This is a genomic window from Klebsiella sp. CB_Kp196 (genome assembly GCF_040061575.1).
GTDB classification, from domain to species: domain Bacteria; phylum Pseudomonadota; class Gammaproteobacteria; order Enterobacterales; family Enterobacteriaceae; genus Klebsiella; species Klebsiella michiganensis.
The window spans coordinates 92,879-106,272 of sequence record NZ_JBEAFH010000055.1; the positions used below are offsets into that span (position 1 = coordinate 92,879).

Sequence of the window (13,394 nt, forward strand, 5' to 3'; positions counted from 1 at the left end):
CCAACCCCGTTTGGAATAATTTGCTGAATCGTTTTTTCAACCCTTAATTTGCTCACCGTTTTCATCATTGGTGAAGCTTAATGAGGCCGAATTAACACAAAAACGCTCTCCGGTGGGCTGTGGACCATCCGGGAATACGTGCCCAAGGTGAGCATCGCAGTTTCCGCAGCGAATTTCCGTGCGCTGCATACCGTGGGAGTAATCATTAAGGTAGCGGATAGCGTCATCGCTGACGGGCTCATAAAAGCTTGGCCAGCCGCAGCCGGAATCATACTTGGTTTGCGAGTGAAACAGCGCGGCATCACACACCAGGCAGTGGTAGACGCCATCGCGTTTGTTGTGGAGCAACCGCCCGGTGAACGGCGGTTCAGTACCGTGATTCTGCGTCACGTAAAACTGCATCTCGCTCAAATTTTTTTTGAGCTCGTCCGAAGAGGGTTTATTCGACATTGGCTTGCTTCTCGCTGTGAAAGGACAACTTTTCACGTCAATTCTAACAAAATATTAACAATGAAGCGTGCACTTTTGTTCTAAACTTAGGCGACGCCAAAAGGCAGCCACACAATTGTGATGAATATCACATTTTTATCTTCAGTGACCTTTAAAATTCCGGGCGCAGCCCCCATATGGAATTGGGCTCAAAGGGAAAGTGGGATAAATCGACCGCGCAAAGGCATGCTCTGGATTGATTTGTCGCAATGATTGACACGATTCCGCTTGACGCTGCGTAAGGTTTTTGTAATTTTACAGGCAACCTTTTATTCACTAACAAATAGCTGGTGGAATATATGACTATCAAAGTAGGTATCAACGGTTTTGGCCGTATCGGTCGCATTGTTTTCCGTGCTGCTCAGGAACGTTCTGACATCGAGATCGTTGCAATCAACGATCTGTTAGACGCTGACTACATGGCTTACATGCTGAAGTATGACTCCACTCACGGCCGTTTCAACGGTACCGTTGAAGTGAAAGACGGTCATCTGATCGTTAACGGTAAAAAAATCCGTGTTACCGCTGAGCGTGACCCGGCTAACCTGAAGTGGGACGAAGTGGGTGTTGACGTTGTTGCTGAAGCAACCGGTATCTTCCTGACCGACGAAACCGCTCGTAAACACATCACCGCTGGCGCGAAAAAAGTCGTACTGACTGGCCCGTCCAAAGACAACACTCCGATGTTTGTTAAAGGCGCTAACTTTGACAAATACGAAGGCCAGGACATCGTTTCCAACGCATCCTGCACCACCAACTGCCTGGCTCCGCTGGCAAAAGTTATCAACGACAACTTCGGCATCATCGAAGGTCTGATGACTACCGTTCACGCAACCACCGCGACTCAGAAAACCGTTGATGGCCCGTCTCACAAAGACTGGCGCGGCGGCCGCGGCGCAGCTCAGAACATCATCCCGTCCTCTACCGGCGCTGCTAAAGCTGTAGGTAAAGTTCTGCCAGAACTGAATGGCAAACTGACCGGTATGGCGTTCCGCGTTCCGACTCCGAACGTATCCGTTGTTGACCTGACCGTTCGTCTGGAAAAAGCTGCTTCTTATGAAGAAATTAAGAAAGCAATCAAAGCTGCTTCCGAAGGCGCAATGAAAGGCGTTCTGGGCTACACCGAAGACGACGTGGTATCCACCGATTTCAACGGTGAAATCTGCACTTCCGTATTCGACGCCAAAGCGGGTATCGCTCTGAACGACAACTTTGTGAAACTGGTTTCCTGGTACGATAACGAAACTGGTTACTCCAACAAGGTTCTGGACCTGATTGCTCACATCTCCAAATAAGTTGAGATGAGACAGTAATCTGTAAGAGCGACTTCGGTCGCTCTTTTTTTTGTCTGAAGATAAAGGATTGCGTAATGATTAATAAAATTTTTGCCCTCCCGGTTATCGAACAGCTTACCCCTGTACTTTCCCGCCGCCAGCTTGATGACCTGGAGCTGATCGTCGTTGACCATCCGCAGGTGAAAGCGTCCGTGGCTTTCCAGGGCGCTCACCTGCTCTCCTGGAAGCCCGCTGGCGAAGAAGAAGTCCTGTGGCTCAGCGGCAACACCCCATTTAAAAACGGCGTTGCCCTGCGCGGCGGCGTGCCGATTTGCTGGCCGTGGTTTGGTCCTTCTGCTCAGCAGGGTCTGCCCTCCCACGGCTTCGCCCGCAACCTGCCGTGGGCCCTGAAAGGGCACGATGAAGACGACAACGGCGTGGTGCTGACCTTTGCACTGAAAAGCAGCGACGCCACCCGCCAGTACTGGCCGCACGAGTTCACCCTGCTGGCGCGCTTTAAGCTGGGCAAAACCTGCGAAATTGAGCTGGAAGCGCACGGCGAATTTGAAACCACGTCAGCCCTGCATACCTATTTCAACGTCGGCGACATTGCGGCAGTGAAAGTCAGCGGTCTGGGCGACCGTTATATTGATAAAGTGAAAAATGCGGAAGAAGGCGTATTAAGCAACGGCACAGAGACTTTTCCCGATCGTACCGACCGCGTCTATCTGAATGCCGAAACCTGCAGCGTGATTCATGACGATGCGCTGAACCGCAACATCGACGTTACGCATCATCACAACAGCAACGTAGTGGCCTGGAACCCGGGCCCGGCGCTTTCCGTCAGCATGGGCGACATGCCGGATGATGGTTACAAGACCTTCGTTTGTGTAGAAACCTGCTGCGTGACCGAAACGCAGAAGGCCAGCGAAGAGAAACCTTCGCGCCTGACGCAAACCCTTCGCGTGGTGAAACGCTAACGCCAGAAAGGTTGGCCCACGGGTTAACCGCGTGTGCGCCATATCTGCCGGATGGCAGCTGAAGCCCCGCGAAGTCGGGGCTTTTCTTTAACGCTTGTTCAGACCATATCCAGCGGCGTTTTTCTGGCTGGCGCCGGGTAGGCGTTATCCAGAAGCGCAAGCTCCTCATCGTTCAGCACAATATCCAGCACCGCGGCATTTTGCCTGACATGCTCAATGCTTGACGCTTTCGGGATCGCCATTACGCCCCGGTGGCTAATCACCCACGCCAGCAGAATCTGCGCCGCGGTTACGCCCCGCTCCTGCGCAATATTTTTCACAACGGAATGATTTAAAAGTCCATTGCGCAGTCGACCGGCCTGAGCCAGCGGACAATATGCCATCACCGGCAGCCGCTGCTGCTGGCACCACGGCAGCAGGTCATGTTCAATACCGCGGGAGGCCAGATGGTAGAGCACCTGATTGGTCGCGCACTGTTCGTCGCCGTCCGCCTGCCAGATTTCCTGCATATCATCGTAATCGAGGTTTGATACGCCCCAGCGGCGAATTTTTCCCTGCGCAACGAGCGCGTCCATGCCCGCAACCGTCTCCTGCAATGAATAGTCCCCACGCCAGTGCAGCAGGTAGAGATCCAGATAGTCGGTATTGAGGCGGCGCAGGCTCTCCTCGCAGGCGCTGGCTATTTTGCGACCGCCAGCGTTCCACGGATAGACTTTAGACACCAGCACCACGCGCTCGCGCTGCCCGCGAATGGCTTCGCCGACAACTTCTTCGGCGCCGCCGTCGGCGTACATTTCCGCCGTATCGATCACCGTCAGGCCAAGATCGATGCCCGCGCGTAGTGCAGCAGACTCCTGCGCGCGCAGAGCCGGGTTTTCGCCCATGAACCAGGTCCCCTGCCCTATGAGCGGAACCGCTGAATGCTCGCCAAAACGGATGGTCCTTTCTGCCATGACATGCTCCTGTGTTTAATTGCACCACCGTAATGCAAAACAGGGCTTTACGCCCTGTTTTGATGCACAAATTGCACTGTAATAATGCACTATCAGAAGGAGTAAGTGATCCCGGTTGAAATCAGCCCGCTCCAGGATTTGTCCACCATCGGGCTATCGGTAATTTCGTCAGACAGGCGGGTATAGCGCGCCACGCCGTATACGCTCCAGTCGCCGAGGAAACGATAGTTAGCCGACAGCTCAAGGTACGGGTTCCAGCTGCTGTCCGGATCGTAGCTGCGCATGCCGCTGCGATTCGATTCATGCTTCGAAACACCGTAGTAGTACTCGTTCTGGTTGTCGCTGTTCCACTCCACGCCAATACCCGGCGTAAGCGTCAGGTTGCCGTTGGTATAGCGATACAGCCAGGCCAGATCCCACACGATACCATTGCTGTTATCGAGGGTGTCCCCCGACAGCGCGGTGCGCAGGAAACCGTACTGCGTATAGTGTTCGTAGGAAAGCCCTGCCATCACCGTGGACTTACGTTTATCCAGACGGCGCATCTGCTCGCTATCGCTGTCGCCTGGCTTAAAGTACATCGGCGACCAGTAGGCGGTCACGGAGAGCTTATCGTTGGTATCATTCCACAGGTAGAGGCCACCGCCCAGGCCGCGGAACCAGAAGTTATCGCTCTCGTAATTAATCACCGGCACCGGGTAAACATCAGCATCATATTGCTTGTACGGATGTTCAACGACGCCTACACCCGCCCCTAAAGTGAACTTCCCTTCAGCGTGTACGGCGGATGCTGAAGTCGCAATCAACACACCAAGTGCCAGAAGTTTGATTTTAGTCACGATCCATATTCCTGTTGTCAAATTATTAGCGCAGGCAGTTTAACGTTGTATACGTCATGCCTCAAATTCTTTACCAGTCATTACACTGAATTCACCAGATTCTCATCATCAGATGACCACCCGCTGACAGCTGAATGACAGCGTCATGACGTGGCGAAACCCGAAGTGCGAATGAGACGCTGCTTTTCAGGATGAGTTGTTGATAAGTCATTGAAATTGATTTTCTGCGCCATGCAAGTTTTCCAAATGCATCTACGCTTTAATTTAGAAGAAGTAAATGCGGGGCACGTTATCCCGAGACTTCGCCAACCTGGCATAAGGGTTGCTGGAGATTCAGAGAGCGCTGTGCAGCTTACCTCTTCCGGGGGCTCCCACTATTCATATGAACGGCTCTCAACCTGTGCTAAAAACGAAAGGACGGCATGCCATGAATATATTCGATCACTATCGCCAGCGCTATGAAGCTGCCAAGGACGAAGAGTTCACACTGCAGGAGTTTCTTACCATCTGTCGGCAAGATCGCAGTGCTTATGCTAACGCAGCAGAAAGATTGCTGATGGCCATCGGTGAGCCGGTCATGGTCGATACGGCCCTCGAACCCAGGCTATCCCGTCTCTTTTCAAACCGGGTCGTCGCGCGCTACCCGGCCTTTGAAGAGTTTTACGGTATGGAAGATGCCATCGAGCAAATTGTTTCTTACTTAAAACACGCCGCTCAGGGGCTGGAAGAGAAGAAACAGATTCTGTATCTGCTGGGCCCCGTGGGCGGCGGTAAATCATCGCTTGCCGAACGCCTGAAGTCCTTGATGCAGCGCGTCCCTATCTATGTGCTCAGCGCAAACGGTGAGCGCAGCCCGGTCAACGACCATCCGCTGTGTCTGTTTAACCCGCAGGAGGATGCGCAAATCCTCGAAAAAGAGTACGGCATTCCAAACCGCTATCTGGGGACGATTATGTCGCCGTGGGCGGCCAAGCGTCTGCATGAATTCGGCGGCGACATCACGAAATTCCGCGTGGTGAAAGTGTGGCCGTCAATCCTGGCGCAGATTGCCATCGCCAAAACCGAGCCCGGTGACGAAAACAACCAGGACATCTCGGCGCTGGTCGGTAAAGTCGATATCCGTAAACTGGAACACTACGCGCAGAATGACCCGGATGCCTACGGCTACTCCGGCGCTCTGTGCCGTGCCAACCAGGGGCTGATGGAGTTCGTCGAGATGTTTAAAGCGCCTATCAAGGTGCTGCATCCGCTGCTGACCGCGACGCAGGAAGGCAACTATAACGGTACCGAAGGGATCTCCGCCCTGCCGTTCAACGGGATTATCCTCGCCCACTCCAACGAATCGGAATGGGTGACCTTCCGTAATAACAAAAACAATGAGGCCTTCCTCGACCGCGTGTATATCGTCAAGGTGCCTTATTGCCTGCGTATCTCGGAAGAGATCCGTATCTATGAAAAACTGCTTAACAACAGCGAGCTGACCCATGCGCCGTGCGCGCCGGGCACGCTGGAAACGCTGTCGCGCTTCTCCATTCTGTCGCGCCTGAAAGAGCCTGAAAACTCAAGCATTTATTCAAAAATGCGCGTCTATGACGGTGAAAGCCTGAAAGACACCGACCCGAAAGCGAAATCCTATCAGGAGTATCGCGATTATGCCGGCGTTGATGAAGGGATGAACGGCCTGTCTACCCGCTTCGCGTTCAAAATCCTATCGCGGGTATTTAACTTTGACCATGCCGAGGTCGCCGCCAACCCGGTGCATCTGTTCTACGTCCTCGAGCAGCAGATCGAGCGCGAGCAGTTCCCGCAGGAGCAGTCAGAGCGTTACCTTGAGTTCCTCAAAGGCTATCTGATCCCGAAATACGCCGAGTTTATCGGGAAAGAGATCCAGACCGCCTACCTTGAATCCTACTCGGAGTACGGGCAGAACATTTTTGACCGTTATGTCACCTACGCTGACTTCTGGATTCAGGATCAGGAGTATCGCGACCCGGATACCGGCCAGCTGTTTGACCGCGAGTCGCTGAATGCGGAACTGGAGAAAATCGAGAAGCCCGCCGGGATCAGCAACCCGAAAGACTTCCGTAACGAAATAGTCAACTTCGTGCTGCGCGCCAGAGCGCACAACAGCGGGCGTAATCCAAACTGGACCAGCTACGAGAAACTGCGCACGGTTATCGAGAAGAAAATGTTCTCCAATACCGAAGAGCTGTTGCCGGTGATTTCCTTCAACACCAAAACGTCAACCGATGAGCAGAAAAAACACGATGACTTTGTCGACCGCATGATGGAAAAAGGCTATACCCGCAAGCAGGTCCGCCTGCTGTGCGAATGGTATCTGCGGGTACGTAAATCATCCTGATAGACCAGCCCGGCTGGCAGCGGCTGCCGGGCTAATAATAACTGCGAAGACCCAATGACATTCAGCGCCAGCATATTTCGGCGCCTGAATGGCCGGGGCATAAGTTGGCAAATGCAGTACAGGAGGGCATATGACCTGGTTCATAGACCGACGCCTGAACGGGAAAAATAAAAGCGCCGTCAACCGGCAGCGCTTTCTGCGCCGCTATAAAGCGCAGATAAAACAGTCGATCTCCGAGGCCATAAACAAGCGCTCGGTAACCGATATTCAGAGCGGAGAGTCCGTCTCCATCCCAACGGACGATATTAACGAACCGATGTTTCATCAGGGGCGCGGCGGCCTGCGCAATCGCGTACACCCGGGTAACGATCACTTCGTACAGAATGACCGCATTGAGCGCCCTCAGGGCGGCGGAGGCGGTGGAGGCAGCGGTCAGGGCCAGGCCAGCGCCGACGGCGAAGGCCAGGATGAGTTTGTTTTTCAGATTTCGAAAGACGAATATCTCGATCTGCTCTTTGAAGATCTCGCCCTGCCGAACCTGAAGAAAAACCAGCAGCGTCAGCTGACGGAGTATAAAACCCATCGCGCGGGCTATACCGCTAACGGTGTGCCCGCTAACATCAGCGTCGTTCGCTCGCTGCAAAACTCGCTGGCGCGCCGCACGGCGATGACCGCCGGTAAACGCCGGGAACTGCACGCGCTGGAAGAAGACCTGGACACCATTAGCAAAAGCGAACCGGCGCAGCTGCTGGAAGAGGAGCGGCTGCGTAAAGAGATAGCCGAACTGCGGGCGAAAATTGACCGCGTGCCGTTCATTGACACTTTCGATCTGCGTTACAAGAACTACGAAAAACGGCCAGAACCGTCAAGTCAGGCGGTGATGTTCTGCCTGATGGACGTTTCCGGCTCCATGGACCAGGCGACAAAGGACATGGCAAAACGCTTTTACATCCTGCTGTATCTGTTCCTCAGCCGGACCTATAAAAACGTTGATGTGGTTTATATCCGCCACCATACGCAGGCGAAAGAGGTCGACGAACACGAATTCTTCTATTCGCAAGAAACCGGCGGCACCATTGTCTCCAGCGCCCTGAAGCTGATGGATGAAGTGGTCAAAGAGCGCTATGACCCGGCGCAGTGGAATATCTACGCCGCGCAGGCTTCGGATGGCGATAACTGGGCGGACGATTCACCGCTGTGTCACGAACTGCTGGCGAAGAAAATCCTGCCCGTGGTGCGCTACTATAGCTATATCGAGATAACCCGGCGCGCGCACCAGACGCTGTGGCGGGAATATGAACACCTGCAGTCAACCTTCGAAAACTTTGCTATGCAGCATATTCGCGACCCGGAAGATATTTATCCGGTGTTCCGTGAACTGTTTCACAAGCAAACCTCAAAAGCGGACGGTTAAGCCTTTCCGGACAGCCAGCACAGACGCTGGCTGTTTTTTTACCCCACCTTACCCGGCTCGCGCCTGTTGCAGGGTGACGGGTTCAATCTCCGACATTATCAGGTCGGGCAAGCTCTCCAGCTGGTATACCTTGCCGCATTTAACGATAATCTGCCGCGCGTTGTCGTACCCCGGAGCCCAGAGTCGATTATTCATCCGCACATCTTTGTAGACCGCGATAAGCGGTTTTTTCCACGCCGCCGCCATATGGACCACCGAGGTATCCGGCGAGATAACTAAGTCGGCCTCGGCGATAAGCGCCATGCAGTGGTGCAGCGTTTTAAACGGATTCACGCAGACCTTCTCCGGCAGGGGGATCCGGATTTCATTGCGATGATCGAGCAATATGATATTGACGTCCGGATAATCCTCACACAGCCTGGCCAGAAGCGTTGCCAGCTGCGCCTGCGACATGCTGCGGTCCTGATGCCCGGCAAAAATATTAATCACCACGTTACGCCCGTTGAGCGCCGCCAGATAATCACGAACCTGCTGGCAGATATCCTGTGGTATATGCAGATCATAAGATTGCAGAGATTTTTTATCCAGCTGCAGATAATCAGCGATAAAAGAAAATGTCTTACTGACGTGCCAGTTTTCACAGTCAAAATCAAAAGACTTGCTGTAGTGTTTAATAGAAGGCCACTTATTGAAACCCAGTACCGCTCTGGGCTTTATCTGTCGTAACAACAGCATCCTGTGTACCGGAATATCAAACAACGACGGGTCGATTACAATATCGTACTTATTATTCGCAAGCTCAGTAATAACTGACTGAGGAACGTTATGGGTAAATTTGTGCAAATAATCCGCCGAGTCGACATTCTCGGCCTCATAGATATGGCGAATGCGCGGATTATACCGCATGACCTGACTATTGGATTTGGTCAACAGAAAGTCAACGGTCATTCCCGCCTCGTGAAGACATTTAACCAGCGCTGAATCAACAACTACATCGCCGATCGCACCTTCATTACGCATTAACAGCACCGTTTTCGCGGAGGTTAAATCAGCTTCGCGGCGCGCGCGACTATCCCAGAACGCTTTAGCGATATAGACTCGCAGATCATTGCGTATTTTCTTAAAAAAATAATTTCGACGCCTGTTTAGCGCCCTTATTTTTTTAAACTTTCGAGGGGTTCCCTGCACCGCTGCGTTTTCCATCATGATAACCTCATTGCCGCTTTCAATAGTACTGTCTGTAACCCTGCTAAGGACTGGTAAAAATAAGAAAAGTTCGCTTGATAATTAACATTATTTCATTTTTAGCTGCACCAGGATAGCCATAGCAGCATCATTGCAGCATATTTCATTGAGGATAAAATGAGTGAAAAATGGATTTTGCAGGATATTTACGACAGCAATATTCATTAGCGCCCTCATATTTAATAAACTATTTATTTTCATTGCCGCGCGGTGGTGCCCGATTCCGGCACTGGATAGATAAACAGTCTGCCTGCCACCGAACGTGGCGTCCCTGCGCCGCACATGGTAGAATTGTCTTAATTGTGCTGGCGAAATTATCATCATGAAATTACAGAATAAATTACTCCGACATTTCATTTCTGCGGGGGTGGTTGTCCTGACATCTTCATTTCTGGTGTATGAATTAGTCGCCAGCCATCGGGATATGTCGGAATACATGCGCTACATCGTCGAGAAGGGCGAATCCGCCTTTCTGTACGATAAATATCAAAATCAGTTGGTTATCTCCCAGGTCTCGCGAAAGCTGGATACGCACCCCACTGCCGAAAAGGCCCAACAGGCCTGCGCTGGCGTGCAGACCAATGGCAACGTATACGGGCTCAATACCGCCGGGCATACCTTCCCCGGGCTTCACGGTACGCTCAGTACCACCCAGCCTTCGTGCGAGCCGTGGATTAACGATCTCCCGGCGCTGCAGGCTTTTGATGCCGCGATAGCCCAAAGCGATATTATCGCCGCGCTGAATTCGGCAACCTTCAAATCCGATAAACGCTTCCGCTATTACCTCGATTTAGACAATAAATACGCGTATTTCTATTCGCCGATTGAGATAGATAGCAGCCCCGTTGATAACTGGAACTTTCTTCACGACAGTAAACTGGGCATCACTCAGTTCAGTCTTAACGGTTTACTTCGCGGGCGTACGCTAATTTCCAGCATCTATGCTGACGCATTAACCGGACAGAATATTTTGTCGTTCTTAACCCCAGTCTATCATCGGGATCGGCTGAAGGGCATTGTGATGGTGGACGTCACTCGTCACGATATTGAGAAGCTGCTCTATACCACCGACCGCCCCCTGGTCTGGCGTTATCTCGACATCACCTTAAGGGACTCGGACTCAACGTCTGAAATCCGCGTTCACCGCAGCAACACGCATTTTTTCAGCTACGCCCACCATAGCCAGCAGGTGGCGGAAAACCTGCACATTTCGCTGTCGCTGGATATGACCTATTTTCTGCTTAGCTCCTGGAAGCTATTTTTGTTTTACCTGATATCTACCGGCGTTCTGCTGCACCTGGTACGCATGCACTTTCGCCTGTATACCGACGTTTTTAAAGAAAACATTAGTGATTCTTTAACCGGTCTGTACAACCGAAAAATTCTCTCCGCGCTGCTGGAATCGCGTATGCAAAAGCTCACCGAGCAAGGCGTGAATATCGTGTTTATGGCGCTGGACTGCGACCGGCTTAAATACCTTAATGACACCTGGGGGCACGATGAAGGCGACCGCGCCATCGTGCTGCTCGCCCAGTCCATTTCCGCCGCCATTCGTAAAAGCGATTACGGTATCCGGCTGGGCGGCGATGAGTTCTTCCTGATACTGATCGATTATGAGGAACAGGAGGCGAAAAATATACCCGAGCGTATTCGCCAGCACCTGAAGGAAATTGACATTAACCAGCGCGTTAATTTCTCATGGGGGGCCTGCAGCATGGCGCCGGGGGATAGCCTGGCCGACGTCATGAAAATCGCGGATGCCCGGCTGTACGAAAATAAAAAGCAAAAAAAACACGCTTACCCGGGGCGAGAGGATTAATCTTGAGGTTTTATTTTTAAGGAAAAAAACGACATGAACGCGCCGGTAAAAGTGAGTATTCATCAGCAGCTGTTGGCGCTGCTTAACCGCGACCACGCCCGTTACCGGGTCGTGGAACATGAAGCCGTCGGAAAGTGTGAAGCCGTGTCGAAGATCCGCGGCACCGCGCTGGGTCAGGGAGCAAAAGCGCTGGTATGTAAAATTAAAGGACATGGGGTTAATCAGCACGTTCTGGCTATCCTTGCCGCCGATCTGCAGGCGGATTTAGCCCGGCTGGCCGAATACGTCGGCGGCAGCAAAGCCTCTCTGGCCAGTCCGGCGGAAGTTGACGCCCTGACCGCCTGCGTCTTTGGCGCCATTCCCCCTTTCAGCTTCCACCCCTCTTTACGCCTGGTCGCCGACCCGCTGCTGTTTGAGCGCTTCCCGGAAATCGCCTTCAACGCCGGGCAGCTTGATAAGTCCATCATCCTTGATACCGCCGACTATCTGCGTATTGCCCGTCCGGAACTGATCGCGTTTCATCGCGAAGCCTGATTGTTCCCTCTCCTGCGCCAGGGCGCGCATTGTGCCGCGGGGGAAAATCGATCGTGCAGATGCCTCAAATCGCGAGTCTGCGATAAAAAACCTGTTTACTTACGCGATTATGCGTAGAGTAAACGGGCTGTTCTTTTTTATATTCTGGCAAGGACCTCTGCACATGCTCGACACCACCCTGTTAATACTGCTGGGCCTGGCGGCGCTCGGCTTTATTAGCCATAACACCACCGTAGCTATTTCAATCCTGGTATTAATTATCGTCCGCGTCACCCCGCTCAACGCCTTCTTTCCGTGGATTGAAAAGCAAGGGCTGACCATCGGTATTATTATTCTCACCATCGGCGTGATGGCGCCCATTGCCAGCGGCACGCTACCGCCCTCTACGCTGCTGCACTCCTTCGTGAACTGGAAATCGTTGCTGGCGATTGCCGTGGGGGTTTTTGTTTCCTGGCTCGGCGGGCGCGGCGTGGCGCTGATGGGCTCGCAGCCGCAGCTGGTAGCCGGACTGCTGGTCGGCACCGTGCTCGGCGTCGCCCTCTTCCGCGGCGTCCCGGTCGGCCCGCTGATCGCCGCCGGGATCATTTCGCTGTTTATTGGGAAGTCGTAGCCAGGCTGGCAAGATAGCGCCCCGGGGTTTGCCCGAGGCCCTTTTTAAACATAGTAATAAAGGCGGTGGTCGAGTCATAGCCCAGGCTCTGCGCCGTCTGCTGTACCGTCTGCCCGCGGATCAGCATCTGCAGGGAGAGGATCAGCTGCAGCTGATGTCGCCAGCGGCGAAAGCTTAAGCCCGTCTCACGCACCACCAGCCGCGCCAGATTGCGTTCGCTCATGGCAAACTCCGCCGCCCACTGCGCCAGCGTTTGCCAGCGGGCCGGGTCGACGGCCATCATGTCCACCATCTGACGAATTTTTGGATGCCCGGAGACCGGGAGCTGCAGGTGCTCCTGCGGCTGCTGCGGGAGTTCATCGAACAGCACCTGCACCAGGCGGTTCATTGCCGGTTTAGCGAGTTCGGCCCTGCCGCGCTCGGCCATAACGAGGATAAGCTCGCGCACCAGCGGCGAAATCTTTAGCGTGCAGCAGAAATCCGGCATCGGCGCCGCGTGGGGTTCAATAAATAAAAAGCAGACCTGCGCCTCCGGCGTCGCGCGATTGCTGTGCGGCACCTGTCCCGGTACCCACACCGCGTACTGCGGGAGCACCATCCACATCGCGTTCTCCACTTCGCAGGTCAGCGCCCCGTGTAGCGCCAGGATGAGCTGACCTTTACGGTGATGGTGGCGCGGAATGTACTGCTCGTCCGCGACCACCTGAATACGAAAAGCCGCCGCCGCTTCGTGGCCGCTGTCCGGGTCGTAGCCGTCCAGGCCGAGTCCGATCATGATATTGTCCGATTTTAGCGATAATCTGTCATTTTAGCTTGATTTAAACAGGCGGCAAACAGGCTATGGTAAGCGCCACGTATTCTTGTTTGAGATAGCC

At 53.4% G+C, this 13,394-nt stretch carries 12 protein-coding genes; 7 read left to right on the plus strand and 5 right to left on the minus strand.

From position 1 onward, the window contains the following. Nucleotides 1–36: 36 nt before the first annotated feature. Nucleotides 37–450: a peptide-methionine (R)-S-oxide reductase MsrB gene (gene msrB / locus ABLU87_RS19820; protein ID WP_004121465.1), complete on the minus strand. Its 414-nt coding sequence runs from the start codon at nt 448–450 to the stop codon at nt 37–39. Between the two features lie 338 nt (nt 451–788). Between msrB and gapA the strand changes: the two genes are divergently transcribed. Both gapA and ABLU87_RS19830 read left to right on the plus strand, forming a co-directional pair. Beyond that, nucleotides 789–1,784: a glyceraldehyde-3-phosphate dehydrogenase gene (gene gapA, locus ABLU87_RS19825; RefSeq protein WP_004138295.1), complete on the plus strand. Its 996-nt coding sequence runs from the start codon at nt 789–791 to the stop codon at nt 1,782–1,784. 74 nt (nt 1,785–1,858) lie between these two features. Beyond that, nucleotides 1,859–2,743 carry a D-hexose-6-phosphate mutarotase gene (locus tag ABLU87_RS19830; protein WP_014838178.1) on the plus strand — a complete coding sequence of 295 codons (885 nt, stop codon included), beginning with the start codon at nt 1,859–1,861 and terminating at the stop codon, nt 2,741–2,743. A 98-nt stretch (nt 2,744–2,841) separates the two neighbouring features. Here ABLU87_RS19830 and ABLU87_RS19835 read toward each other — a convergent pair whose 3' ends face one another. Next, nucleotides 2,842–3,696: an aldo/keto reductase gene (locus ABLU87_RS19835; protein WP_348866006.1), complete on the minus strand. Its 855-nt coding sequence runs from the start codon at nt 3,694–3,696 to the stop codon at nt 2,842–2,844. A 92-nt stretch (nt 3,697–3,788) separates the two neighbouring features. Further along, a complete protein-coding gene (locus ABLU87_RS19840; RefSeq protein ID WP_004850021.1) occupies nt 3,789–4,535 on the minus strand; it encodes a MipA/OmpV family protein in 747 nt (248 codons plus the stop codon). A 427-nt stretch (nt 4,536–4,962) separates the two neighbouring features. On the opposite strand from ABLU87_RS19840, the gene yeaG reads away from it, so the two are divergent. Next, the gene (yeaG, locus tag ABLU87_RS19845; RefSeq protein ID WP_004121478.1) at nt 4,963–6,897 is read left to right on the plus strand and encodes a protein kinase YeaG; all 1,935 of its coding nucleotides are present in this window, start codon (nt 4,963–4,965) and stop codon (nt 6,895–6,897) included. A 130-nt stretch (nt 6,898–7,027) separates the two neighbouring features. Continuing rightward, the gene (locus tag ABLU87_RS19850; protein ID WP_004138302.1) at nt 7,028–8,311 is read left to right on the plus strand and encodes a YeaH/YhbH family protein; all 1,284 of its coding nucleotides are present in this window, start codon (nt 7,028–7,030) and stop codon (nt 8,309–8,311) included. A gap of 48 nt (nt 8,312–8,359) precedes the next feature. Here the strand turns inward: ABLU87_RS19850 and ABLU87_RS19855 are convergent, their stop codons facing one another. Then, complete coding sequence (locus tag ABLU87_RS19855; RefSeq protein WP_122116721.1) at nt 8,360–9,517, minus strand: glycosyltransferase family 9 protein; 1,158 nt, start codon at nt 9,515–9,517, stop codon at nt 8,360–8,362. Between the two features lie 361 nt (nt 9,518–9,878). On the opposite strand from ABLU87_RS19855, the gene dgcJ reads away from it, so the two are divergent. The 3 genes from dgcJ to ABLU87_RS19870 all read left to right on the plus strand — a co-directional run bounded on the left by dgcJ (nt 9,879) and on the right by ABLU87_RS19870 (nt 12,519). Next, nucleotides 9,879–11,375: a diguanylate cyclase DgcJ gene (gene dgcJ / locus ABLU87_RS19860; RefSeq protein ID WP_122116722.1), complete on the plus strand. Its 1,497-nt coding sequence runs from the start codon at nt 9,879–9,881 to the stop codon at nt 11,373–11,375. A gap of 33 nt (nt 11,376–11,408) precedes the next feature. After that, nucleotides 11,409–11,909, plus strand: coding sequence for a YbaK/prolyl-tRNA synthetase associated domain-containing protein (locus ABLU87_RS19865; RefSeq protein ID WP_004850011.1), 501 nt, complete (start codon nt 11,409–11,411; stop codon nt 11,907–11,909). Nucleotides 11,910–12,072: 163 nt separating this feature from the next. Next, nucleotides 12,073–12,519 (plus strand): DUF441 domain-containing protein, encoded by a 447-nt coding sequence (locus ABLU87_RS19870; RefSeq protein WP_004138309.1) that lies wholly within the window; start codon nt 12,073–12,075, stop codon nt 12,517–12,519. Here ABLU87_RS19870 and ABLU87_RS19875 read toward each other — a convergent pair. After that, complete coding sequence (locus ABLU87_RS19875) at nt 12,503–13,297, minus strand: helix-turn-helix transcriptional regulator (protein ID WP_162557687.1); 795 nt, start codon at nt 13,295–13,297, stop codon at nt 12,503–12,505. The genes ABLU87_RS19870 and ABLU87_RS19875 overlap by 17 nt on opposite strands. Between the last annotated feature and the right edge of the window lie 97 nt (nt 13,298–13,394).

What these genes read in the sequence shown, in the direction of transcription:
- msrB (WP_004121465.1), bottom strand. Translation starts at nt 450, where the DNA reads ATGTCGAATAAACCCTCTTCGGACGAGCTCAAAAAAAATTTGAGCGAG.
- gapA (WP_004138295.1), top strand. Translation starts at nt 789, where the DNA reads ATGACTATCAAAGTAGGTATCAACGGTTTTGGCCGTATCGGTCGCATT.
- ABLU87_RS19830 (WP_014838178.1), top strand. Translation starts at nt 1,859, where the DNA reads ATGATTAATAAAATTTTTGCCCTCCCGGTTATCGAACAGCTTACCCCT.
- ABLU87_RS19835 (WP_348866006.1), bottom strand. Translation starts at nt 3,696, where the DNA reads ATGGCAGAAAGGACCATCCGTTTTGGCGAGCATTCAGCGGTTCCGCTC.
- yeaG (WP_004121478.1), top strand. Translation starts at nt 4,963, where the DNA reads ATGAATATATTCGATCACTATCGCCAGCGCTATGAAGCTGCCAAGGAC.
- ABLU87_RS19850 (WP_004138302.1), top strand. Translation starts at nt 7,028, where the DNA reads ATGACCTGGTTCATAGACCGACGCCTGAACGGGAAAAATAAAAGCGCC.
- ABLU87_RS19855 (WP_122116721.1), bottom strand. Translation starts at nt 9,517, where the DNA reads ATGATGGAAAACGCAGCGGTGCAGGGAACCCCTCGAAAGTTTAAAAAA.
- dgcJ (WP_122116722.1), top strand. Translation starts at nt 9,879, where the DNA reads ATGAAATTACAGAATAAATTACTCCGACATTTCATTTCTGCGGGGGTG.
- ABLU87_RS19865 (WP_004850011.1), top strand. Translation starts at nt 11,409, where the DNA reads ATGAACGCGCCGGTAAAAGTGAGTATTCATCAGCAGCTGTTGGCGCTG.
- ABLU87_RS19870 (WP_004138309.1), top strand. Translation starts at nt 12,073, where the DNA reads ATGCTCGACACCACCCTGTTAATACTGCTGGGCCTGGCGGCGCTCGGC.